This window comes from Xanthomonas sp. F4, assembly GCF_011761895.1.
In genome coordinates this window covers 263,803-286,852 of record NZ_JAASQX010000004.1, presented here as the reverse complement: position 1 = coordinate 286,852, position 23,050 = coordinate 263,803, and the positions used below count along the sequence as shown (strand labels likewise).

At 70.9% G+C, this 23,050-nt stretch carries 17 protein-coding genes; 9 read left to right on the top strand and 8 right to left on the bottom strand.

Annotation, left to right across the window (positions count from 1 at the left end):
• Positions 1-60: 60 nt before the first annotated feature.
• From FHR66_RS15535 to FHR66_RS15525, 3 genes are read right to left on the bottom strand one after another with little or no spacing between them, the layout of a single operon-like run.
• Positions 61-1,494: an efflux transporter outer membrane subunit gene (locus tag FHR66_RS15535; RefSeq protein ID WP_160968708.1), complete on the bottom strand. Its 1,434-nt coding sequence runs from the start codon at positions 1,492-1,494 to the stop codon at positions 61-63.
• On the bottom strand, positions 1,491-4,619 hold the full coding sequence (locus FHR66_RS15530; protein WP_160968710.1) for an efflux RND transporter permease subunit: 3,129 nt from the start codon (positions 4,617-4,619) through the stop codon (positions 1,491-1,493). Before FHR66_RS15530 ends, FHR66_RS15535 begins: the two co-directional genes overlap by 4 nt.
• 10 nt (positions 4,620-4,629) lie before the next feature.
• Positions 4,630-5,820: an efflux RND transporter periplasmic adaptor subunit gene (locus FHR66_RS15525; RefSeq protein WP_202394869.1), complete on the bottom strand. Its 1,191-nt coding sequence runs from the start codon at positions 5,818-5,820 to the stop codon at positions 4,630-4,632.
• Between the two features lie 297 nt (positions 5,821-6,117).
• On the opposite strand from FHR66_RS15525, the gene FHR66_RS15520 reads away from it, so the two are divergent.
• The gene (locus tag FHR66_RS15520) at positions 6,118-8,547 is read left to right on the top strand and encodes a membrane-bound PQQ-dependent dehydrogenase, glucose/quinate/shikimate family (protein WP_160968712.1); all 2,430 of its coding nucleotides are present in this window, start codon (positions 6,118-6,120) and stop codon (positions 8,545-8,547) included.
• A gap of 421 nt (positions 8,548-8,968) precedes the next feature.
• On the opposite strand, the gene FHR66_RS15515 is transcribed toward FHR66_RS15520, so the two are convergent.
• From FHR66_RS15515 to FHR66_RS15500, 4 genes are read right to left on the bottom strand one after another with little or no spacing between them, the layout of a single operon-like run.
• Positions 8,969-10,276, bottom strand: coding sequence for an MFS transporter (locus FHR66_RS15515; RefSeq protein WP_160968714.1), 1,308 nt, complete (start codon positions 10,274-10,276; stop codon positions 8,969-8,971).
• Positions 10,277-10,324: 48 nt separating this feature from the next.
• Positions 10,325-11,230: a type I 3-dehydroquinate dehydratase gene (gene aroD / locus FHR66_RS15510; protein WP_237475387.1), complete on the bottom strand. Its 906-nt coding sequence runs from the start codon at positions 11,228-11,230 to the stop codon at positions 10,325-10,327.
• 36 nt (positions 11,231-11,266) lie between these two features.
• A complete protein-coding gene (locus FHR66_RS15505) occupies positions 11,267-12,544 on the bottom strand; it encodes a carbohydrate porin (protein WP_160968716.1) in 1,278 nt (425 codons plus the stop codon).
• Positions 12,545-12,597: 53 nt separating this feature from the next.
• Positions 12,598-14,106 carry a right-handed parallel beta-helix repeat-containing protein gene (locus tag FHR66_RS15500; protein WP_160968718.1) on the bottom strand — a complete coding sequence of 503 codons (1,509 nt, stop codon included), beginning with the start codon at positions 14,104-14,106 and terminating at the stop codon, positions 12,598-12,600.
• A gap of 265 nt (positions 14,107-14,371) precedes the next feature.
• Here FHR66_RS15500 and FHR66_RS15495 point away from each other — a divergent pair, with 265 nt between their 5' ends.
• Positions 14,372-14,923 carry a gamma carbonic anhydrase family protein gene (locus tag FHR66_RS15495; protein ID WP_160968720.1) on the top strand — a complete coding sequence of 184 codons (552 nt, stop codon included), beginning with the start codon at positions 14,372-14,374 and terminating at the stop codon, positions 14,921-14,923.
• Positions 14,924-14,932: 9 nt separating this feature from the next.
• On the opposite strand, the gene FHR66_RS15490 is transcribed toward FHR66_RS15495, so the two are convergent.
• Positions 14,933-15,406: an Lrp/AsnC family transcriptional regulator gene (locus FHR66_RS15490; RefSeq protein ID WP_160968722.1), complete on the bottom strand. Its 474-nt coding sequence runs from the start codon at positions 15,404-15,406 to the stop codon at positions 14,933-14,935.
• Positions 15,407-15,529: 123 nt separating this feature from the next.
• Here FHR66_RS15490 and FHR66_RS15485 point away from each other — a divergent pair, with 123 nt between their 5' ends.
• From FHR66_RS15485 to FHR66_RS15455, 7 genes are all read left to right on the top strand, one after another.
• Positions 15,530-16,090: an RBBP9/YdeN family alpha/beta hydrolase gene (locus FHR66_RS15485; protein ID WP_160968724.1), complete on the top strand. Its 561-nt coding sequence runs from the start codon at positions 15,530-15,532 to the stop codon at positions 16,088-16,090.
• Positions 16,091-16,233: 143 nt separating this feature from the next.
• The gene (locus tag FHR66_RS15480) at positions 16,234-17,145 is read left to right on the top strand and encodes a DUF2167 domain-containing protein (RefSeq protein ID WP_456361768.1); all 912 of its coding nucleotides are present in this window, start codon (positions 16,234-16,236) and stop codon (positions 17,143-17,145) included.
• Between the two features lie 173 nt (positions 17,146-17,318).
• Positions 17,319-17,996 carry an RDD family protein gene (locus FHR66_RS15475; RefSeq protein WP_202394870.1) on the top strand — a complete coding sequence of 226 codons (678 nt, stop codon included), beginning with the start codon at positions 17,319-17,321 and terminating at the stop codon, positions 17,994-17,996.
• Positions 17,993-19,048 (top strand): stage II sporulation protein M, encoded by a 1,056-nt coding sequence (locus tag FHR66_RS15470; RefSeq protein ID WP_160968730.1) that lies wholly within the window; start codon positions 17,993-17,995, stop codon positions 19,046-19,048. Before FHR66_RS15475 ends, FHR66_RS15470 begins: the two co-directional genes overlap by 4 nt.
• Positions 19,038-20,720: a DUF4129 domain-containing protein gene (locus tag FHR66_RS15465; RefSeq protein ID WP_160968732.1), complete on the top strand. Its 1,683-nt coding sequence runs from the start codon at positions 19,038-19,040 to the stop codon at positions 20,718-20,720. The genes FHR66_RS15470 and FHR66_RS15465 overlap by 11 nt, the downstream gene beginning before the upstream one ends.
• Entirely contained in the window at positions 20,717-21,904 is a 1,188-nt protein-coding gene (locus FHR66_RS15460; RefSeq protein ID WP_160968734.1) for a DUF4350 domain-containing protein, read from the top strand. The genes FHR66_RS15465 and FHR66_RS15460 overlap by 4 nt, the downstream gene beginning before the upstream one ends.
• Positions 21,901-22,893 (top strand): AAA family ATPase, encoded by a 993-nt coding sequence (locus FHR66_RS15455; RefSeq protein ID WP_160968736.1) that lies wholly within the window; start codon positions 21,901-21,903, stop codon positions 22,891-22,893. The genes FHR66_RS15460 and FHR66_RS15455 overlap by 4 nt, the downstream gene beginning before the upstream one ends.
• Positions 22,894-23,050: the final 157 nt, after the last annotated feature.

Below are 23,050 nucleotides of genomic sequence, written 5' to 3'. Positions count from 1 at the left end.
CCGCGGCGTGGGCAGCTTGGCCATGCAGCGCTGCGTCCGCGTTGCTGCTTGCCGCCGTGCTCAGGGCGCGGCGGCCTGGGCGTCGGCGCCGCCGCCGAGCACCTGGTACAGGGTGACGCGGTTGCTGGCGTCCTGCAGGCGCAGCGCGATCAGCGCCTGCTGCGCGGCAAACAGCGAACGCTGCGCATCCAGCACCGGCAGGTGGCCGTCCAGGCCGGCGCGGTAGCGCGCGTCGGCCAGGGTGTAGCTGCGCTGGCTGGCGTCGACCAGGGCCTGCTGCGCGGTCAGCTGCGACTGCAGGTGATCGCGCGTGGCCAGGGCGTCGGCCACTTCGGCGAAGGCCGACTGGATCGCCTTCTCGTACTGCGCCACGGCGATGTCCTTGCCGAGCTTGGAGGCGTCCAGCGAGGCCTTCAGCGCACCGGCGTGGAAGATCGGCGCGGTGATGCTGGGCACGAACGACCAGGTGCGGCTGCCGGCGGAGAACAGCGTGGACAGCGCATCGCTGCTGCGCCCGGTGGACGCGGTCAGGCTCAGCGACGGGAAGAACGCCGCGCGCGCGGCGCCGATGTCGGCATTGGCCGCCTGCAAGGTGTGCTCGGCGGCGAGCACGTCCGGGCGCTGCAGCAACACCGTCGAGGACAGGTGCGCCGGCAGCCCCGCCAGTGCGACGCTGCCCTGCATGGCCTGCGCGGTCGGCAGCAGCGCCGCATCGACCGGTGCGCCCACCAGCAGCTGCAACGCATCGCGCGCCTGCGCCAGCTGGGTGGCGGCGCTGGCGACGGCGACACGTGCCGACTCCACGCTGGTCTGCTGCTGCGCCAGGTCCAGCCCGGACGCGCTGCCGATGTCGTGCCGACGCTCGGTCAGTTGCAGGGTCTGGGTCTGGCTGTCCAGGGTCTGCTGCGCCAGGTCCAGTTGTTCCTGGTCCGCGCCCACGGTCAGCCATGCCGCGGCGACCTGGGCGACCAGGGTCAGGCGCACGTTGCGCTGGTTCTCGGCGCTGGACAGCCAGTTCTGCAGGGCCTCCTGCTTGAGGCTGCGCAGTTGTCCGAACAGATCCAACTGCCAGCTGCTGAGCCCGACCTGCAGCGTGTCGCTGGTGCTGACCTCGGGAACGCCGTCGTCGTTGCTGGCGGCGCTGGTGCGACTGCGGTTCACGCTGGCGTTGGCATCGAACGACGGCAACTGCGCGGCGCGCTGGAGGCGGTACTGCGCGCGCGCCTTGTCGATGGACAGCATCGCCACGCGCAGGTCGCGGTTGTTCTGCAAGGCCAGCGCGATGGTCTGGCGCAGCCGCGGATCCAGGAACACCTGCTGCCAGTCCGGCATCGCCAGGGTATCGGTGGCGGTGCCCGCGACGGGCGCCGCGTCGACCGCCGCCAGATCGGCCGGCACCGGCGCCGCCGGGCGCACGTAGGTCGGCGCCAGGGTGCAGCCGGAGAGGGCCAGCAGCGTGGCCACCGCCACGCTCATGCGCGATGCGGCGCTCATGCCTGCGTCTCCGAGTGGGCGACCGACGGCCCGGGGAACATCCGCCGCACGATCACGTAGAACAGCGGCACGAAGAACAGGCCCAGGGTGATCGAGGCCAGGGTGCCGCCGGTGACGCCAGTGCCCAGCGAGTGGCGCGCGGCCGAGCCGGCGCCCTTGCTGAACACCAGCGGCAGCACGCCGAGCAGGAACGCCAGCGAGGTCATCAGGATCGGCCGCAGACGCATCTGCACCGCGTGCAGGGTGGCGGCGAGCAGGCTTTCGCCGCGGTGCTCGAGGTCGCGCGCAAACTCGACGATGAGGATGCCGTTCTTCGCCGCCAGGCCCACCGTGGTCAGCAGGCCTACCTGGAAGTAGACGTCGTTCTCCAGGCCGCGCAAGGTCATCAGCAACACCGCGCCGAACACGCCCACCGGCACCGCCAGCATCACCGCGAACGGGATCGACCAGCTCTCGTACAACGCCACCAGGCACAGGAACACGAACAGCAGCGAGATCCCGTACAGCGCCGGCGCCTGGTTGGCCGACAGCTTTTCCTGATAGGCCATGTCCGACCACGCGTAGCCGAAGCCGTGCGGCAGTTGCTTGCTCAGTTCGGCCATCGCGTCCATCGCCGCGCCGGAGCTGACCCCGGGCACCGCCTGGCCGGTCAGCTCCATCGCCGACACGCCGTTGTAGCGCTCCAGCGCCGCCGGCGCGCTGGTCCAGTGCGAGCGGGTGAACGCCGACATCGGCACCATGTCGCCGCCGCCGTTGCGCACCGTCCAGCGGTCCAGATCCTGCGGCGCCATGCGTGCGTCGGCATCGCCCTGCACGTAGACCTTCTTGATGCGGCCCTTGTAGATGAAGTTGTTGACGAAGTCGCCGCCGAGCGCGCTGTTGAGCGTGGCGTTGATGTCGCCCGGGTCCACGCCCAGCGCCTGCGCCTTGGCGTCGTCGATCTTGACCGCGTACACCGGCGCGTCTTCCAGGCTGGCGTAGCGCACGTTCATCAGCTTGGGATCGTGCTGGGCCAGCCGCAGCAGCTTGTCGCGCGCAGCGACCAGCGCGGCGTGACCGGCACCTTCGTAGTCCATCAGTTCGAAGGTGAAACCGGAGGCGTCGCCGAGGCCGGTGATCGCCGGCGGCGAGGTCACGAACAGCTCCGCGTCGGGCACGTCGGCCAGCGCCTTGTTCAGATGGTCGGCGATGGTTGCCGCATCGTCGTCGCGGTCGTCCCAGTCCTTCAGGCGCACGAACGCCATGCCGACGTTCTGGCCGGCGCCGGTGACGCTGAAGCCGGCCGAGGACAGCACCGAACGCACGCCGGGGTCCTTCAGCGCGGCCTTGGTCAGCCGGTCGGTCACCGCCAGGGTCTGCTCCAGGGTGGAGCCGGCGGGCAGCTTGACCAGCACGTTGAGCATGCCCTCGTCCTCGTCGGGCAGGAACGCGCCGGGCAGGCGCCACAGCAGCAGGCCGGTGACCGCGATCAGCAGCGCATAGGCGACCAGGCCCAGCGCGCGCTTGCCCAGCACCCGCTCGACCAGCGTGCGGTAGCGCTCGGACAGGTGCCGGAAGCGGGTGTTGAACCAGACGAAGAACCAGCCCAGGCGGCCGTGCGACCCGATCGGCGCCTCGCCCTGGTGCAGCGGCTTGAGGATGGTCACGCACAGCGCCGGGGTCAGGGTCATCGCCACCAGCACCGACAGGATCATCGAAGCGGCGATGGTGATGGAGAACTGCCGGTAGATCACGCCAGTGACGCCGTTGAAGAACGCCATCGGCACGAACACCGCGGTCAGCACCAGCACGATGCCGACCAGGGCGCCGCCGATCTGCTGCATCGAGCGCAGCGTCGCCTCCTTCGGCGGCAGGCCTTCCTGGCCCATGACCCGCTCCACGTTCTCCACCACCACGATGGCGTCGTCGACCAGCAGGCCGATCGCCAGCACCATCGCGAACATGGTCAGGGTATTGATGGAGTAACCGAAGGCGGCGAGCACGCCGAAGGTGCCCATCAGCACCACCGGCACGGCGATGGTCGGGATCAGCGTGGCGCGCCAGTTCTGCAGGAACAGGTACATCACCGCGACCACCAGCAACACCGCCTCGATCAGGGTGATGACCACCTCCTTGATCGAGGTGGTGACGAACGGCGTGGTGCTGAAGGCGATGTGGTAGTTGAAGCCGTGCGGCCAGTACTGCTTGAGTTCCTGCAGGCGCTGGTCGATGGCCTTGGAGGTTTCCACCGCGTTGGCGTCGGAGTTGAGCTCGATGCCCAGCGAGGCCGAGGGCTTGCCGTTGAAGCGGGTGATGCTGTCGTAGGTCTCCGGGCCCAGGCCGATCTTGGCCACGTCCGACAGGTGCACGGCGGCGCCGCCGGCGTCGCTCTTGAGCACGATCGCACCGAACTGCGCGGGGGTCTGCAGGCGGCTGCGGGTGGTCACGGTGGCGTCCAGGCGCTGCCCGCGCAGCGCCGGCTGGCCGCCGATCTCGCCGGCCGACACGTCGGTGTTCTGCGACTGCAGCGCGTTCTCCACGTCCGAGGGCATCAGCGCGTACTTGCGCAGCTTCTCCGGGTCCAGCCAGATGCGCATGGCGTATTCCGAGCCCATCGGCTGGATGTTGCCGACGCCGCTGACGCGGCTGATCTGGTCGTCGATGTTCGATTCCATGTAGTTGGCGACATCGAAGTTGTCCATGCTGCCGTCGTCGGAGGTGAACGCCACCACCTCGAACAGCGAGCCGCTGGACTTGGTGATGACCAGGCCGTTCTGCTGCACCGCCTGCGGCAACACCGACATCACCGACTGCAACTGGTTCTGCACCTGCACCTGCGCGGTATCGGCATTGGTGCCGGTCTCGAACACCAGGTTGACCTGCGCGCTGCCGTCCGAGGCGCTGGTGGAGGTCATGTACAGCAGGTGGTCCAGGCTCTGCTGCGACTGCTCGATCAGCTGGGTGACGGTGTTCTCCACCGTCTGCGCCGAGGCGCCGGTGTAGGTGGCGCGCACGGTGATGGTGGGCGGCGCCATGTGCGGATAGCGTTCGACCGGCAGCCCATGGATGGCCAGCATGCCGATCAGGACGATGACGATGGCCATGACCCAGGCCACCACCGGGTGGTTGACGAAGAAGCGCGACATGCGGGAGTCCTCAGTCGGCCTGGGCGTCGTCGCCCGGCAGCGCCGGCGCGGCATCGAGCTGGGCGGCGGTGACCGGATACGGCTGCGCCGGCTTGCCGAGTTCGGCGCGGCTGCCGTTGACCACGATCAGGCGCTCGCCCGGCTTGAGCCCGGACTCCACCACCCAGTCGTGACCGACCGCCTCGCCGGTGCGGATGTGGCGCTCCACCACCTTGTTCTGCGCGTCGAGCAGCTTCACGACCGGCTCGCCCTTGCTGTCGCGGGTCACCGCCTGCTGCGGCACCAGCACCGCGCCCTGGTCGGTGGCCATCGGCAGCACCGCGCGCAGGTACATGCCCGGCAGCAGCAGGTGCTCGGGGTTGGGCACCACCGCGCGCAGGGTGACGTTGCCGGTGCCGGCGTTGACCTGGGTGCCGACGAATTCGAGGGTGCCGGCATGCGGGTAGGTACTGCCGTCCTCCAGCCGCACCTGCACCTGCGCCTTGCCGTCGATGGCGTGGATCTGCCCGGCATCGAGCTGGCGACGCAGCGCCAGCATCTGCGTGCTGGACTGGGTGACGTCCAGGTAGATCGGGTCCAGCCGCTGGATGGTGGTCAGCGCCGCGTCCTGCGCGGCGGTGAGCAGCGCGCCGACGGTGTAGGCGGAGGTGCCGATGGTGCCGGAGATCGGCGCGGTGATGCGGGTGTAGTCGAGGTTGATCCGCGCCGCCTGCAACGACGCCTTGGCGGCGACCACGGCCGCCTCGTCCTGGCGCAGCGCGGACACCGCGTCGTCGGCGTCCTGCTTGCTGGCCGCGTCCATGTCGGTAAGGCTGCGGGTGCGCTCGGCCTTGGGTCGCGCGCTGGCCAGCGCCGCCTCGGCCTGCACCAGGTTGCCGCGCGCGATGTCGTAGGCGGCCTGGTACGGCGCCGGGTCGATCACGTACAGCGCCTGCCCGGCCTTGACCTCCTGGCCCTCCTGGAACAGGCGCTGGCGCAGCAGGCCGCCGACCTGCGGGCGCACGTCGGCGGTCTCGTAGGCCACGGTGCGACCGGCCAGGGTGCGCTCGACCGGCAGGGTGCGCGCGCCCAGGGTCAGCACCCCCACCCGCGGCGGCGGCGCGGACGCCGGCTTGTCGCCGGAGCAGCCTCCGGCCACGGCAATGGCCAGCAACAGGGCACAGCGAACGGGACGACGAGGCGCCTGGAAGAGGTCGGACATGGGGAGTGCGGCTGGGAAGAAACGCGCAACGCTACTCCACCGATGTGTCGCATCGCACCATCGCTGTAACGGTGTGTTGTACGGGCTTCACCAAGGTCGGAGAAACGTCGGAGCCGGCGCGCAGCATCGCGCCGTCGAACATGGCCATTCGTTCTATTACCGAACACAAATGCGATAATCGCCCAGCCTGCCGACGCTCTTTCGAGTTGCGGCATGCCATCGTGCGCACGCCCCGCCCTCGCCGCCGTCGTGGCTGGCAGCGGACGCCGCGCGCCTACCCTGCAGAGGATCGAAAACGTGCAAACCCAATCGGATGTGTCGGCCGGTGGCCGGATCGTGCTGTGGAGCGTCGGCCTGCTGCTGGCACTGATCGGGCTGGCGCTGCTGGTCGGCGGCATCCGCCTGGCCACGCTCGGCGGCAGCGTCTACTTCCTGGCGATGGGCGCGGCCTGCGTGGCCTCGGCGCTGCTGGTGCTGCGGCGGCGCCCGGCCGGCGCCTGGCTCTACGCGCTGGCCTTCGTGCTGAGCGTGGCCTGGGCCTACTGGGACGCGGGCCTGGCGTTCTGGCCGCTGGTCTCGCGGCTGATGATGCCGGCGGTGCTGGCGCTGCTGGTCGCCCTGGTCTACCCGACCCTGCGCCGCGCCCGCGGCCTGCCCGGCGGACGCGGTGCGTATGCACTGGCGGCGGTGCTGGCACTGGCCTGCGCCGGCGGCCTGGCCGGCATGTTCGTGCCGCACCCGCCGGTGGCCGCCAGCGGCCCCGGCCCGGCACCGGTACCGGTGACCCCGGCGCAGGCGCAACGCGACTGGGGCCACTACGGCAACACCGCCGGCGGCAGCCGCTTCGCCGCGCTGGACCAGATCGGCCGCGGCAACGTCAGCCAGTTGCAGGTGGCCTGGACCTACCGCACCGGCGACATCGCGCTCAGCGACGGCAACGGCGCCGAGGACCAGACCACCCCGCTGCAGATCGGCGAGACGCTGTTCGTGTGCACCCCGCACAACAACGTCATCGCGCTGGATGCCAGCAGCGGCCGGCAACTGTGGAAGCGCGAGATCAACGCGCAGTCCTCGGTCTGGCAGCGTTGCCGCGGCCTGGCCTACTTCGATACCGATGCGCCGCTGGCGCAGCCCAGCGCGGCCGGCGCCTCGCCGGTGGCGGCGGCGGTGCTGCCGGCCGGCGCGAATTGCCGGCGCCGCGTGCTGACCAACACCATCGACGCGCGGCTGATCGCGCTGGATGCGGACACCGGCGCGTTCTGCAGCGGCTTCGGCCAGAACGGCCAGGTCGACCTGAAGGCCGGCCTCGGCGCTGCGCCGGATCCGCTGTACCAGTTGACCTCGGCGCCGACCGTGGCCGGGACCACGGTGGTGGTGGGCGGCCGCGTCGCCGACAACGTCCAGGCCGACATGCCCGGCGGCGTGATCCGCGGCTTCGACGTGATCACCGGTGCGCAGCGCTGGGCCTTCGACCCGGGCAACCCGCAGGACACGCAACCGCCGGCCGCGGGCAAGTCCTACGTGCGCAGCACGCCGAACGTGTGGGCGCCGATGTCCTACGACGCCGCCTCCAATACCGTGTTCCTGCCGATGGGCAGCCCGTCGACCGACCTGTACGGCGCCGAGCGCACCGCGCTGGACCACCGCTTCGGCGCCTCGATCACCGCGCTGGACGCGAGCACCGGCAAGGTCAAGTGGGTCTACCAGACCGTGCACAACGATCTGTGGGACTTCGACCTGCCGATGCAGCCGAGCCTGATCGACTTCCCGATGGCCGACGGCCGCCGCGTGCCGGCGCTGATCATCGGCACCAAGGCCGGGCAGCTGTACGTGCTCGACCGCGCCACCGGCAAGCCGCTGACCGAGGTCCGCGAGGTGCCGGTGAAGGCCGCCGACATCCCGCACGAACCGTATGCGCTGACCCAGCCGCTGTCGGTGGGCATGCCGCAGATCGGCACCAAGCATCTGACCGAGGCGGACATGTGGGGCGCCACCCTGCTGGACCAGATGCTGTGCCGCATCGCCTTCAAGCAGATGCGCTACGAGGGCCTGTACACCGCGCCCGGCACCGACGTGTCGCTGAGCTTCCCCGGCTCGCTGGGCGGCATGAACTGGGGTGGGCTGTCGGTCGATCCGCTGCACGACGTGGTGTTCGCCAACGACATGCGCCTGGGCCTGTGGGTGCAGATGATTCCGCAGAAGGCCGAGAAGGCGGCGGCCTCCAGCGGCGGCGAGGCGGTCAACACCGGCATGGGCGCAGTGCCGCTGAAGGGCACGCCGTACGCGGTCAACAAGAACCGCTTCCTGTCGGCGCTGGGCATCCCCTGCCAGGCACCGCCGTTCGGCACGCTGAGCGCGATCGACCTGAAGACCCGCCGCATCGCCTGGCAGGTGCCGGTGGGCACGGTGCAGGACACCGGCCCGCTCGGCTTCAAGATGCACCTGCCGATTCCGATCGGCATGCCGACGCTGGGCGGCACCCTGGCCACCCAAAGCGGCCTGGTGTTCATCGCCGGCACCCAGGACTACTACCTGCGCGCCTACGACAGCGGCACCGGCAAGGAACTGTGGAAGGCGCGGTTGCCGGTGGGCAGCCAGGGCGGGCCGATGACCTACGTGTCGGCCAAGAACGGCAAGCAGTACATCGTGATCACCGCCGGCGGCGCACGGCAGTCGCCGGACCGCGGCGACTACGTGATCGCCTACGCGCTGCCGAACGCCAAGTAGCAAGGTCGCGCGCAGGCAACGCCTGCGCGCGATGGCCCTGGACCGAGGCGTCCCGCATCCATGGGGCCTCAGGCCGCCTAGAGCGGACGCAGCACATTGGCCGCCACCGCGATGCCGGGCACCGAGCAACGCACACGCTGCACACTCACCACGTCATGCATGGGCAGGTCGACCACGCCATCGACGATAGGGAGGGAACGTGGTGGGTCGTCATTCGAAGCTGGCGCGGTACCAGCGCGCGGTGTCGTCGGTACCGGTGCAGCGCTGGCACTGACTGTCGCCGGCCTGCACCGCCGACACATCGGTCGCAGTGCCGGACAGCGGCGCCGAGAGGGTGACGTAGGCCAGGTGGCGCCGCCAGCGCCGTCACGCGTGTTGTTTTCGGCCTCTGGACCAGACGCGCGCCCGGGCCGCCCTGCCTTCAACGCGACGGTTGCAGCCGCATCGTCAGCACCGCGGCAATGGCCACCAGCAGCGGTAACGCCAGTACGTAGTACAGGTTGGCCGGCTGCCAGCCGGCGTCGACCAGCACGCCGACGGTCATCGGCGAGAGGATCGCGCCGACGCGGCCGATGCCGATCGCCCAGCCCAGGCCGGTGGTGCGCACGGTCGGCGCGAACACGATCGGCGCCACCGCATACAGGCCGGCCATCGAGCCGAACAGCGCCGCGCCGATCACGAAGGCCACCGGGAAGGCCAACTGCAGCTGCGCGCCGAGCGTGGCGAACGCCGCCATCGCGAGTGCGGCGATCAGGAAGCTGGCCGCGGTCAAGCGCGGCAATGCGAAGCGTGCAGCCAGACCGCCGAACAAGGCGCCACCGACGATGCCGCCCAGGTTCAGCAGCACGCCGCCGGTGACGCCTTGTTCGGCCGACACCCCGGCTTGCACCAGCAACTTTGGCGTCCAGCTCAGCACGAAATAGAACGCGAACATGTGCATGAAGAAACCCAGCGCGATCAGCACGCTGTTGCGGCGCAGGCGCGGGGTGAACAGCGCCGCGTAGCCCGCCTTCTCCTGCACCGGCGGGCGCGGCGGCAGGGCATCCAGGGTCGGTGCGCGCATGCGCGTCAGCAGCCCGTTGAGCCGCGCCAGCGCATCCGGCGGGCGCCGGCTGAGCAGGAAGTCCAACGACTCGGGCAGCAGCGCCAGCACCACCGGGATGCACAGCAGCGAGGCGAGTGCGCCGAACAGGAAGGCCGCATGCCAGCCCCAGCGTTCCAGCAGCATCGCGGCGATCAAGCCGCCCAGCGTGGCGCCGATGGGATAGCCGGTTGCCTGCAGCGCCACCGCGGTGCTGCGCCACTTCGGGCTCGCGTATTCGGCGGTGATCACGCCGACGCCGGCGAGCATGCCGCCAATGCCGATGCCGGTGAACACGCGCAGCGCGGCCAGTTGCCAGATGTCCTGCGCCAGCGCCGAGGCGGCCATGCCCACGGTCAGGATCGCCAGGCAGCACAGGATCATGTTGCGCCGGCCCCAGCGGTCGGCCAGCGGCGCCAGCAACAGCGAGCCCAGCGCCATGCCCACCAGCCCGGCGCTGAGCGCGATGCCCAGCAGCTTGCCGGACAAGTGCCAGGCCTCCGACACGTGTGGGGCGATGAACGCCATCACCATCACGTCAAACCCGTCCAGCATGTTCAACAGCACGCAGACCGCAATCGCCGTCCACTGGAAACCGCTCATGCGGTCCAGGACGAGCGCGGAAGGCGGGGCGGCGGCATGGCTCATGGCAACACTCCTGCAAGAACGGCGAACGGGAACCGCGGCGTCGCGGGACTACTTGGAGGGCGCGGCGGCCTGCAGCGCGTCGAGCGCCTGCCGCAACCGCGCCGCGTCGATCTGTCCCGGCGCCGAAGCGCTGCCGAGCATGCCGAAGGTCAGGCTCTGCCCGAAGGTACCGCCGGACAACCGCGACACCGCGCCCAACGGCCCCATCGCCATGGTCAGCAACGGCTGGCCGCTGCGCTGGCGCATCTGCCAGGTGGCGTCGAGCAGGTGCAGCACGTCGCCCGGATCGCGCGGCATCACCGCGATCTTCAGCACGTCGGCGCCCAGTGCCTGCTGCCGCTGCAACCGCGCCACGATCTCCGCCACCGGCGGAGTGGCGTGGAAGTCGTGGCTGGACATCACCACGTACACGCCCTGCCGGTGCGCCTGCTCCACCAGCTGCCGCACCACCGCAGGATCGCGGAACATCTCCACGTCGAGCAGGTCGGCGAAGCGCGCCTCCAGCAGGCGGGCGTACAGCGCGCCGTAGGCGGCATCGTCGATCGCCACCGCACCGCCTTCGGCCTTGGTGCGGAAGGTCAGCAGCAGCGGCTTGCCGTGCAGCGCCTGCGCCAGGCGCGGCCCCAGTGCCGCCAGCGTCGCCGCATCGGTGGCGTCGTCCATCAGATCGATGCGCCATTCGGCCATATCCGCATCGGGCGAGGCGGCGATGCGCTGCGCCTGCACCAGCGCCTGCTCGGCGTCTTTCGCGGTGATCGGCACGATGATCTTGGGCAGGCCGGCGCCGATAGCGAGCCCGCGAACCTGCAGGACGTGCGGCGCCGGCAACGGGGTCGCCGTAGGCGGCGACGCCGGCGCAGTTGCGGGAGGCACCGCAGCCGCGGCCTGCAGCGGCGAGGCCAGCAGCAGGCCGGCGCAGCACAGCAAGGTTAGTCGGGAAGGAAACAGGGGCATCGGGATCGGCCTGCAAAGAAGGCGCGCAGCGCGCGCTCAGAAGGTGAGCTTGACCTGCAGCCCCACCGCCAGCGCGTTGTCGGTGCGCGCATAGGCAAAGGTGCCGGGGTTGACGATGTACTGCACATCCGGCCGCAGCATCAGCCACGGGGTGAGCTGGGCGCTGTAGGACAGTTCGTAGAGTTCCTCGGCGGTGTCGAGCGCGAACACCGGCGCGTCCGGTGGCACGCCGGCATCGAGCAGCGCCGCGCGCCGCGCGTCGAGCAGGCGATGGTTGATGTCGGCGCCGACATAGCCCAGGGCGATGCGGTCCTGACTGCGCCGGCCGATGCCCTGGTACACCCCGCCCAGCGCGTACCAGCGGGTGATCTGCGCCGTGGCGCGGTCGGAGACCATGTACTGGGCGAAACCGGTCAGGCCGCGGCCGCGCTCGCCGCCGGGCGAGTAAAGCTTCTGTTCGACCAGCAGGTAGGCGCCGTCGCGGCCGGTGGTGGCACGCGGATCCAGGCCCTTGCGCGGCACCCGCGAGGAGTCGTAGTAGCCACCGAACTTGTAGGTGCCCGGATAGGCACCGCCGGCGCCCGGCGTCCAGGTGAGCTCGACGGGGAACAGCGAGCCGGTGGTGCCGCGCGCGTCCAGGTCGAACGCGGTGTGCACGTTGTTGTTGGTGCTGGGATTGACCTGGAACCAGCCGACCCGCAGGTTCGTCGCTGGCGTCAGTTGCTGCGCCGCCTCCGCGCCCCAGCGCGCGTTGGGATAGTTGTACCAGCCGCTGTTGCCGGACATCGCCAGCGGATGCGCGCAGAACGCGGCGTTGACGAAGTTGGTCAGCAGCGTGTGCGCGCCGAACTGGTTGCCCATCGCGTAGAAGCCGGCCTTGATGTAGCTGCGCCCGTCGTTGAAGCGGCGGTCGTAGCTCAGTTCGGTCAGCCGGGTGAACTGGCCGCCGTAGGCTTCCTGGATCGGGAAGCGGTTGCCGAGCAGGTCGGCCGAGGTGCTGCGGCCGCGGCGGTCGTTGACCGTCACATGCAGCGCGCCGCCGTCCCAGCCGGCGAGTTTCGCCAGGTCCAGGTCCACGCCCAGCCGCACCTGCTGCGCATAGCGCGCGCCGCGCTCACCGCGGCCGCCGTCGACCAGGCCCATGGCTTCGCCGACGTAGTCGCCGCGCACGGCGATGCCGCGCTGTAGCCAGTCGCTGCGCACGCCGTCCCAGTCGCCGCTGAGGGTGCTGTGCGCCAGGTCGGTGGCGTCTTGCGCGGCGGCGACCGCCGGGACGAAGGCGACGGCCGCGGCCAGCAGCGACCAGGCCGGCAACGACGGCGGGCGTCGTACCGCGCGAGCGCGAGCGCCAGCCGATGCAGCGCGGCTCACGGCGCCACCGCCAGCGGTGCGCTCAGCGGCGAAGTCGCGCCGTCGTCGCTGGTGACGGTGGCGGTGAGCGTGGCCAACTCCACGGCATCGCCGTCCAGCGGCACCACAAACCGGCCCTGCCCCTGCGCATCCACCGGCGCTTCGACGCGGCCGAGATAGCGTTCGGCCTCGTCGTCGCCGGGGCGGCGGTTGCCGAACAGTTCCACCGTGTAGAGGTGGCCGGGGCGGCCGACGAAGCTGCCCTGCACCCGCGGCGCGCCGGCGTCGCGTTCGATCGCGCGCAGCTGCGGCGCGGCCTGGCCGAAGTTCGGCGGCGGTTGGCAACCGTCGGGCGCAGCAGCGCCGCAGATCGCCGCGCGCTTGCGCGGATCCGGATCGACGCCGATGCCGCGCGAGCCGACGAAGGGCGCATGTTCCAGGCCGGGCACGCCGAACACGATGGCGCCGCGCGGCTGACCCGGGACGCAGGCGCCGCCGGCGAAACAGCGTTCGATCTTCAGGCCGTTGCCGGACAGCAGGTTGGCGCTGAACCGGTTGGGTTCGCTGCGCGGCTGCGGGCGTACCGCGATGCCGATGCCATTGCCGACCAGGCGGTTGCCCTCGATCAGGTTGTCGCGCCCGGTGACGCTGACCCCGATCGAATTGCCGGCGAAGTCGTTGTCGGCGATGGTGTTGCGGTTGCCCCAGTTGATCTGCAGCCCGTCGGAATAGCGCTCGAAGCGGTTGCGCAGCACGGTGTTGTCGTTGCCCCACAGGATCTCGATGCCCTGCGAGGGCTCGGGGTTGGCGTCGGTGGAGCGGAACACGTTGTCGGCCACCAGGTTCCAGGCGGCGCCGCGGGTCAGTTCCAGGCCGTCGCCGTTGTCGAGGAAGTCGTTGCGCACGATGCGGTTACGCACCGTGGTGGTGGCGGTGGACTGGCCGTTGCCGTCGTCGCCGGTCAGCATCACCCCGGCGCCGCCGTGGTTGGCGACGATGCGGTTGTCGCGCAGCACGTTGTCGCTGGCGCGGTTGATCAGCACGCCGATGCAGAAGTTGCGGATCTCCAGGCCGCTCAGTTCCACGCCATGGGTGTCGCGCAGCACCAGGCCCGGCAGCGTGGTGCTGCGCACGTTGGTGCCGAACTGGCCCTTCTCCGCGCCCGGGCAGGCGGCGGTACCCTTGCCGCGAATGTAGCCGGCACCGTCGATGGCGATGTACTGGCCGTCGTGCGCCCGCGCCAGGCCGACCACCTGCAGCGGCCCCTGCAGCGCCGGCAACGGCGCGCGCGGGCGGATCACGTACGGCGGCGCGCCCACCGCGGCGATCTCGATGCGGTAGCGGCCGGGGGCCTGGTTGGCGGTCGTGATCGCCCAGCGCAGGGAGCCCGGGGCGTCGTCGTCGGCGTAGCGGTCCACGGTCAGCACGCTGCGCTCCGGCGGCGGCGGCTCGGCCTGGTAGGCGCGCACGGCGTCGGGAAGCAGGGCCGCGAGCAGGGCCAGGCCGCGGAAACACACAGGGGACATGCACCATCTCCAACAGGATCGGGACCGCACCGGCGGCGGCGCGCCGGACGCCGTCGCGTCCGTGGCACGGCGCCGGAACAGCGGCAACGCTAGTTTTATCGCAGTGCACCATTCAAGTGCGAATATCGATTGGCGGTGCGTTTATCGCACAATACCACCCGCAATGGCGTTTCCCGGACCCGCCGGCGCGCGGCGGCCGGCCCGGGTCACCGCGCTATCATCGCCAGCCGCGTGGCCGCCGGCCGCCCTATCGCCGGAGAGCACCATGTCCCCGATCCGTCCGTTCCTCGACAAGACCCCGCAACTGGGCGCACGCGTCTATGTGGACCCGGCCTGCACCGTGATCGGCGAGGTGGTGCTGGAGGACGACGTGTCGGTGTGGCCGGGCACGGTGATCCGCGGCGACGTCAATCACGTGCGCATCGGCGCGCGCAGCAACATCCAGGACGGCACCATCATCCACGTCAGCCACCACAGCCCGTTCAACGCGGCCGGCTACCCGACCCTGATCGGCGCGGACGTGACCGTGGGCCACGGCACCATCATCCATGCCTGCACCATCGAGGACCTGTGCCTGATCGGCATGGGTGCGTGCATCCTCGACGGCGCCACGGTGAAGAAATACGGCTTCGTCGGCGCCGGTGCGGTGGTCGGCCCGGGCAAGACCGTCGGCGAGGGCGAACTGTGGCTGGGCAATCCCGCACGCAAGGCGCGCATGCTCAGCGACAAGGAGATCGAGAGCCTGCACTATTCGGCGCAGCACTACGTGCGGTTGAAGGACCGCTACCTGGCCGCGGCCGCGGCGTCGCCGCAGTAAACGGCGCCGCTACTCGGCCGCCAACGCCAGCAAGGCGCGGCCGATCGGGCGCGGCGTCTCGCTGCGCAGCACGACGCTGGTGGTCACCGCACCGAAGCGCGCCAGGGCGTCGATGACCGGCTCCAGCTGCGCCGGCGCGGGCACCAGCACGCGCAGCACGAAGCAGTCCTCGCCGGTGACCCGATGCACGTCCAGTACCTGCGGCATCTGCGCGAACAGTTCCAGGCATGCGCCGATCTGCGCATGCGTGGTGCGCAGGCGGACGATGGCCGAGGTCGCCAGGCCCAGCGCGCGCGGATCGACCCGGGCGGTATAGCCGGTGATCACGCCCTGTTCCTCGAGCCGGCGCACGCGCTCGGACATCGCCGGCTGCGACAGCCCGATGCGCCGCCCCAGCGCCGCCAGGGCGATACGTCCGTCGCACTGCAGCGCCTCCAGGATCGCGTAATCCAGGGCATCGCCCCGCCAGGTCTTCGCCGCCACTCGCCTCGCCCCTCGTCACGCACCGTGGATTCATCGGAAAAACGCTGCATCGGCCGATGCATCGCCATGGCGATGCCGGACAGGCCGCGCGACACTCATGCTTTCTTCGACGGAGCGTAGCGCATGCAGGACGTGGTGATCGTGCCGGGCATCGGCGACTCGGGGCCGGAGCACTGGCAAACCCTCTGGCAGCGGCAGGACACGCGCATGCGCCGGCTGCAACCGGACTCGTTCGCGCACCCGCAACTGCAGGACTGGCTGCGCGCGCTCGACCGCTGCGTGCAGGACTGCGCCACGCCGCCGTTGCTGGTCGCGCACAGCCTGGGCTGCCTGCTGGTCGCGCATTGGGCTGCGCGCGCCGACCGCCTGCCGCGCGGCGCCTTCCTGGTCGCGGTTCCCGATCCGGACAGCGACGCGTTCCCGCATGCGCTGGCCGCCAGTTTCGTCCCGGTGCCGACGGCGCGCCTGCCGTTTCCCAGCCTGATCGTGGCCAGCAGCGACGATCCCTACGCGACGCCATCCTACAGCCGCCGCTGCGCCTACGACTGGGGCAGCGGGCTGGTCGAACTCGACCGACTGGGACATCTCAATGCGGCCAGCGGCCTGGGCGCATGGCCGCACGGCGCGCAGTTGCTGGCCGCCTTCGACGCCGGCCTCGGACCTGCATCGGCCTCACCCGTCTGAGCGCTGCCGGCGCATCGCCGGCAGGACGCCGCGCGGCGCCGTGGACCGGCAAACGGGCGCGCGCGCGACTGGCGCGCCATGCACGCCTGCGCGACACTAGGCGCCTCTGGCGTGGGGACGCCACCGAACGAATGGAATCGCCAATGCTCAAGACCTCGCTGCGCGGCCTGCTGGCCGCTTTTTTCTGTGCGCTGTGCGCCACTGCCGGCTCGGCCCTGGCCCAGGACAGCGGCCCGGACATGACCGCCGAACAGTTCGTCGGCTCACTGCATTTCCGCGACAGCCATATCGAACTGCCGCAGGCCAAGGTGCATTTCGATCTCGGCCCGGCGTTCCGCTTCCTGGACAAGGCCGACGCGCGCAAGGTGCTGGAGAGCTACTGGGGCAACCCGCCGGACGACGACGTGCTGGGCCTGATCGTGCCGCGCCAGCCCGCACTCGACGAGAAGGGCAGTTGGGCGGTGGTCGTCACCTATTCCGACGATGGCTACGTGTCCGACGAGGACGCCAGCAAGATCGACTACCAGGCCATGCTCAAGGACATGCAGGAGGAGACGCGCGAGTCCAACGCGCAGCGCAAGAAGGCCGGCTACGAGCAGGTCGACTTGGTCGGCTGGGCGGTGCCGCCGCGCTACGACACCGGCAGCAAGAAGCTGTACTGGGCGCGCGAACTGGCGTTCGCGGGCGAGGGCGAGCACACCCTGAACTACGACATACGCGTGCTCGGACGGCATGGCTACCTCAGCCTCAATGCGGTCTCGGGCATGGGCGAACTGGCGCAGGTGCGCGAGGGCATGCAGCAGTTGCTGCCGATGGCCGAGTTCGACAGCGGCGCCCGTTACGCCGACCACAACCCCTCCACCGACAAGATCGCCAGCTACGGCGTGGCCACCCTGATCGGCGGCGGCCTGGCGGCCAAGGCGGGCCTGTTCGCCAAGCTCGGCCTGCTGCTGGCCAAGGCCTGGAAGCTGGTGCTGGTCGGTCTGATGGCCCTGGTCGCCGGCGTGCGCAAGCTATTCTCCGGGCGCCAGCGCGACGGCGGCACGGTGCGCTGATCGGCGCCGCCAGCGTGCTGGGCAATTCACGTCACGCCGGCTAAAGTGCCGCTTCGGAAGCAGGACGCAGTCGAGAGCAGCATGCCGCCACAGGCAGCCGGCCGAACGGAAGGACGGCCTCCCCACATCGCAGGCGCCCTTGTCCGCCGCGCCGCGCGGCGGCGGTGACACGCATGCTCGATACCTACCGCGAGGTCATCACGCCCGAAGGCGTGGCGCTGCACCTGCCGGCCGCCGGCGCGGTGCCGCGCGCGCTGGCCTGGCTGATCGACCTGGCGCTGCGCTTCGCCCTGCTCACCGCCATGGGCATGTTCCTCGGCCTGCTCGGCGGCCTCGGCCAGGGCCTGTACCTGGTGGCGATGTTCCTGGTGTTCTGGGGCTACCCGATCGTGCTGGAGGGCTGGCGTGGCCAGACCCTCGGCAAGCAGGCGCTGGGCCTGCGCGTGGTGGCGCGCGACGGCGCGCCGGTGGGGTGGATAGCGGCGATCACCCGCAACCTGCTGCGCACCGTGGACATGCTGCCGTTCGGCTACGCGGTCGGCCTGATCGCCTGCCTGTTCGACGCCCATTCGCGGCGCCTGGGCGACCTGGTCGCAGGCACGCTGGTGGTGCACCAGCCGCCGCGCGCGGACGAGGCGCTGCCGCCGATCGCCAGTGCGCTCGCGCCGCCGCGGCCGCTGCTGCCGGCCGAACAGACGGCGCTGATCGCCTTCGCCGAGCGCGCGCCGCGCCTCACCCCGGAGCGGCAACTGGAACTGGCCGCGCTGGCGCAGCCGCTGACCGACACGCCGGGCCAGGCCGGGGTGCTGCGCCTGTACGCGATGGCCAACTGGCTGCTGGGCCGCCGATGAAACAGGAACAGTTCGTCCTCCGCCATCAGCACGAGTGGCAGGCATTCGAGGCCTGGCTGCAGCGCAGCGGCAGCGGCAACGGGCGCAAGCCGGCGGCCAAATCCACCGCAACCGACGCCACGGATGCGGTCACGCCACCGAACGCGCACCAACCGCCGCCGCTCGCCGACGAGGACATGCCAGCGCGCTACCGGCGCCTGTGCCAGCAGCAGGCGCTGGCCTGCAAGCGCGGCTACAGTCCGCAGGTCACCGCGCGCCTGCAGCACCTGATGCAGCAGGGCCACACCGTCCTGTACCGGGCGCCGCGTCCGCGCTGGCGACGCGCGGCGGAGTTCCTGTTCGCCGAATTCCCGCAGCTGGTGCGCAGCCAGGCCGGCTACATGGCCGCGGCCACCGCGCTGTTCGTGGTGCCGCTGGTGACCATCTTCGTGCTGCTGCAGTTCCGCCCGGAACTGATCCACGGACTGATGGACCCGATGCAGGTCAGCCAGATCGAGCGCATGTACGACCCGGCCGCCAGCGCGCAGAAGCTCGGCCGCGACAGCGGCACCGACTGGCAGATGTTCGGCCACTACATCATGAACAACATCAGCATCGGCCTGCGCACCTTCGCCAGCGGCATGCTGGCCGGACTGGGCACGGTGCTGGTGCTGCTGTTCAACGGCATCACCATCGGCGCGGTGGCCGGGCACCTGCACCAGATCGGCTACGGCGTCACCTTCTGGCGCTTCGTCGCCGGGCATGCGCCGTTCGAACTGACCGCGATCGTGATCGCCGGCGGCGCCGGCCTGCAGCTCGGCCTGAAGGTGCTGGCGCCGGGGCGGCGGCGGCGCATCGACGCGCTGGTGGAAGGCGGCAAGATCGGCGCCCGGCTGTGCCTTGGCGTGGCCGCGATGCTGCTGGTGGCCGCCTTCATCGAGGCGTTCTGGTCGTCCATCGCGACCGTGCCGGCGTGGATCAAGTACAGCGTGTCCGGTGTGCTGTGGACGCTGGTGCTGGCGTGGCTGTGGCGCGGTGGGCGCGGCCGCGCGGAGGCCATCGATGCGGATTGAGCGCCTGGACGTGGTGCTGCGCGCACGCTCGGCCTGGGAAGCGATGGAACTGGGCAGTGCCCTGGTCCGCCGCCATGCCGGGGCGATCTGGAAGCCGTGGCTGCTGGTCACCCTGCCGCTGTTCGCCGCGCTCAATCTCGGTGCCTGGGCGATCGACCAGCTGTGGCTGGCGCCGCTGCTGCTGTGGTGGCTGAAGCCGGTGCTGGACCGGATTCCGCTGTTCGTGATCTCGCGTGCGGTGTTCGGCGACGTGCCGCGCGTGCGCGACACCGTGCGCGCGCAGGGCGGCTGGGGCTGGCGCACCCTGATCGGCTACCTGACCTGGCGCCGGCTGAGTCCGGCGCGCAGCGTGTTCATGCCGCTGGAGCTGCTGGAAGGCGCAAGCGCCGACCAGCAGCGCGAGCGCCGCCGCACCCTGGGCGGCGCCATCTACGGCCATGCACTGCTGATGGCCAGCGTCTTCGCTACGTTCGAAGGCATGCTCAGTCTGGCCTGCATCGCCACGATCTTCCTGTTCGTGCCCATCGACCTGCTGCCGGAAACCGCACGCGCGGCCTGGTCGCTGATCGGCCAGCAGACGCCGGTGTGGGCCGACATCGGCTTCAACGCCATCGCCTGGCTGGCGATGACCCTGATCGAACCGTTCTTTGTCAGCGCCGGCTTCGGCCTGTATCTCAACCGGCGCACCCAGCTCGAAGCCTGGGACGTGGAGATGGCGCTGCGGCGGATGGCCGCGCGCCTGCGCACTTCTGCGCCGCTGGCGATGCTGTGCGTGGCCCTGCTCACCGCACCGATGGCGGCGCTGCGTGCGCAACCGGCCACCGACACGACGGTGCAGACCGCGGCGGAGCACGCTGCCCCCGACGACGACAAGCGCGATGGCGCTGACGAGACCGACGCCGACCAGGGCGCAGACACCGACACCGATACCGACAGCAAGGCCACCGCGCACGCCGCCGACAGCCAGCACCATGGCGCGCGCCCGGTCCCGCTGGACGAGGTGTTCGACACCGTTCCCGCCGCCGATGCGCGTTTCGCCCGCGCCGCCGACCGCGCCTACGACGACCCGCTGCTGACCGCCAAGCGCACCATCGGCTACTGGAAGAAGCGCAATCCCGACGAACCGCCCAAGCCGGACGACAAGAAGCAGGACCTCACCGCGTTCGGCCAATGGATCAAGGCCGCCGCCCAGGCCATCGCCTTCGTCGGCAAGTGGGGCATGTGGGTGCTGGCGGGGATCCTGGTGCTGGTGCTGCTGCTCACCGCCAGGCACTGGCTGCCGTGGATGCGTGGCGCCGGGCGCCGACGTGCGCCGGTGCCGGCGGCGCCGGAGCACACCCCGGTGCTGGCGCCGCAACCGCTGCCCGACGACGTGGCGACGGTGGCACGACGCGCCTGGCGCGAGGGGCGCCACCGCGATGCGCTGGCGCTGCTGTACCGGGCCAGCGTGGCGACGCTGTGCGAGCGCGCCGACCTGGTGCTGCCGCCCAGCGCCACCGAGGCGCAGTGCCTGCGCGCCGCGCAACGCCTGCCCGACGACGCCGACCGCAGCCTGTTCGCCCGCATGGTGCGGGTCTGGCAGCACGCCGCCTACGCCGGCCGGCTGCCCGAGGACGGCGCCTTCGACGCGCTGGTCGACGACCTGCAGCGCCAGTTCCGGTGGCAGGCATGAACAGCGGCACGCGCAATGCGCTGATCTTCCTGGTCGGCCTGCTGCTGGCCAGCGTCGCCGCGGCCTGGTTCTTCGGCCGCTACGAACGCGCCGAGCGGGTGATCGTGCTGCCGCCGCGCGGCGAGGCCGCCTACAACCCGCTGTACGCGCTGCGCCAGACCCTGCGCGCCGACGGCGTGCGCGCCGAGTCGCTGCAACGCCTGGACCTGGCGGCGATGCGCCTGCGCCCGCACGACAGCGTGGTGCTGTACGGCGATCCGCGCATGCTCGGCAAGGCCGACGGCGACGCCTTGCTGGACTGGGTGGAGCATGGCGGACATCTGGTGCTGCGCACGCCCACCGCAGAGGTCAAGCACGGCGACGTACCGATCCTGGACGCGCTGGACATCACCGTCGAGGCGCGCAGCCCGGACAACTGCCTGATGATGGCGGTGCCGGGCGCAGCCCCGCAGAAAGTGTTCTGCGACGGCCGCCGCTTCCACATCGATCCGGACACGCCCGACAACTGGTGGAGCGGCGAGGACGACGACTTCGTGTTTGCGCGCGTTCCCTACGGCGACGGCAACGTGGACGTGCTGTCGGAGCTGGACTTCCTCGAGAACCAGGACAACCGGATCGGCGCGATGTTCGATGGCTCGCCGATGGAGAACGACCCGATCCTGCGCAAGGGCGGGCTGCGCGAAGCCGGCAACCGCCTGCTGACCCGTCAGGTGCTGGGGCCGAACTACGGCCAGGGCACCATCCACCTGATCTATTCGGCCGAACTGCCGTCGCTGTGGCGCACCCTGTTCACCCGTGGCTGGCCGGCCTGGCTGCCCGCGCTGCTGATCCTGCTGGCCTGGCTGTGGTCGCGCATGCAGCGCTTCGGGCCGCTGCTTGCCGCACCGCCGGCCGACCGCCGCTCGCTGCTGGAACACGTGCGCGCCAGCGGCGAACATCTGCTGCGCTATGGCCGCGCCGACCTGTTGCATGCGGCGATGCGCGAGGCGTTCCTGGCGCGGCTGCGCCGGCGCGCGCCGATCGCCGCCGCGCTGGAGGGCCCGGCCCAGGCCGCGGCCATCGCCGAACGCCTGCAGCTGCCGACGGCGCAGGTCGAACAGGCGCTGCAGCCGCCGCCACCCAACCAACCCGCCGCCTTGCGCGAGCGCATCCGCCTCCTCGTCCAGATGAGAAACCAGTTATGACCACCGCCTCCTCCGACGCCGTCGCGCCGCTCGCCGGCCCTGCCCTGATCGAACGCGCCGAGGCGATCCGCGCCGCGGTCGGCCACGCCTTCATCGGCCAGCCGGAGGTGCTGGACCAGATCCTGATCGCGCTGCTGGCCGGCGGCCACGTGCTGATCGAGGGCGTGCCCGGCCTCGGCAAGACCCTGCTGGTGCGCGCCCTGGCGCAGGCGCTGGAACTGAACTACGCACGTGTGCAGTTCACCCCGGACCTGATGCCCAGCGACGTCAGCGGCCACGCCGTGTACGACCCCAAGACCGAGAGCTTCAAGATCCGCCGCGGCCCGGTGTTCACCCATCTGCTGCTGGCCGACGAGATCAACCGCGCCCCGGCCAAGACCCAGTCGGCGCTGCTGGAAGTGATGCAGGAAGGCCAGGTCACCATCGAAGGCAAGCCGTTCCCGCTGGCGCCGCCGTTCCTGGCCCTGGCCACGCAGAACCCGGTCGAGCAGGAAGGCACCTACCCGCTGCCGGAAGCGCAGCTGGACCGCTTCCTGCTGAAGATCCTGATCGACTACCCGCAACTGGAGGACGAGGCGCGCATGGTCACCGCGGTCACCAGCGGCCGCAGCGCCGGCGACTTCGACCTGTCGCAGGTGCCGCGCGTGCTCGGCGCCGAGGACGTGGTGGCGATGCAGGCCGGCACCGCTGCCATCGCGGTCGACCCGCAGGTCATCGACTACGCCGTGCGCATCGTCGCCGCCACCCGCCGCTGGCCCGGCATCGCCCTAGGCGCCGGCCCGCGCGGCAGCATCGCCCTGGTCCGCGCGGCGCGCGCGCAGGCGGTGCTGTCCGGCCGCGACTTCGTCACTCCCGACGACATCCGCGACGTGGCCAAGCCCGCCCTGCGCCACCGCATCGCCCTGGCCCCGGAACTGCAGATCGAAGGCCAGAGCGCCGACGACGCCCTGAGCGCGCTGCTGGCCAAGGTGGAGGCGCCGCGGAAATGAGCGGGGATTGGGGAGTCGGGAGTGGGGATTGGCAACAGCGCGGCGCGGCGGCGGCGCATGCCACTGACTGCGTCAGCGCGTCTTGGCCGATCCGCTGTACCGCGCTCCCTGTAACTCGACGCCGCCGCACCGCCACATGGCGCTGCAACCGCCATTG

Coding starts and splice junctions, on each gene's coding strand:
- FHR66_RS15475 (WP_202394870.1), top strand. CDS start 17,319: ATGCTCGATACCTACCGCGAGGTCATCACGCCCGAAGGCGTGGCGCTG.
- FHR66_RS15460 (WP_160968734.1), top strand. CDS start 20,717: ATGAACAGCGGCACGCGCAATGCGCTGATCTTCCTGGTCGGCCTGCTG.
- FHR66_RS15495 (WP_160968720.1), top strand. CDS start 14,372: ATGTCCCCGATCCGTCCGTTCCTCGACAAGACCCCGCAACTGGGCGCA.
- FHR66_RS15485 (WP_160968724.1), top strand. CDS start 15,530: ATGCAGGACGTGGTGATCGTGCCGGGCATCGGCGACTCGGGGCCGGAG.
- aroD (WP_237475387.1), bottom strand. CDS start 11,230: ATGCCCCTGTTTCCTTCCCGACTAACCTTGCTGTGCTGCGCCGGCCTG.
- FHR66_RS15530 (WP_160968710.1), bottom strand. CDS start 4,619: ATGTCGCGCTTCTTCGTCAACCACCCGGTGGTGGCCTGGGTCATGGCC.
- FHR66_RS15535 (WP_160968708.1), bottom strand. CDS start 1,494: ATGAGCGCCGCATCGCGCATGAGCGTGGCGGTGGCCACGCTGCTGGCC.
- FHR66_RS15480 (WP_456361768.1), top strand. CDS start 16,234: ATGCTCAAGACCTCGCTGCGCGGCCTGCTGGCCGCTTTTTTCTGTGCG.
- FHR66_RS15455 (WP_160968736.1), top strand. CDS start 21,901: ATGACCACCGCCTCCTCCGACGCCGTCGCGCCGCTCGCCGGCCCTGCC.
- FHR66_RS15470 (WP_160968730.1), top strand. CDS start 17,993: ATGAAACAGGAACAGTTCGTCCTCCGCCATCAGCACGAGTGGCAGGCA.
- FHR66_RS15500 (WP_160968718.1), bottom strand. CDS start 14,106: ATGTCCCCTGTGTGTTTCCGCGGCCTGGCCCTGCTCGCGGCCCTGCTT.
- FHR66_RS15515 (WP_160968714.1), bottom strand. CDS start 10,276: ATGAGCCATGCCGCCGCCCCGCCTTCCGCGCTCGTCCTGGACCGCATG.
- FHR66_RS15465 (WP_160968732.1), top strand. CDS start 19,038: ATGCGGATTGAGCGCCTGGACGTGGTGCTGCGCGCACGCTCGGCCTGG.
- FHR66_RS15525 (WP_202394869.1), bottom strand. CDS start 5,820: ATGTCCGACCTCTTCCAGGCGCCTCGTCGTCCCGTTCGCTGTGCCCTG.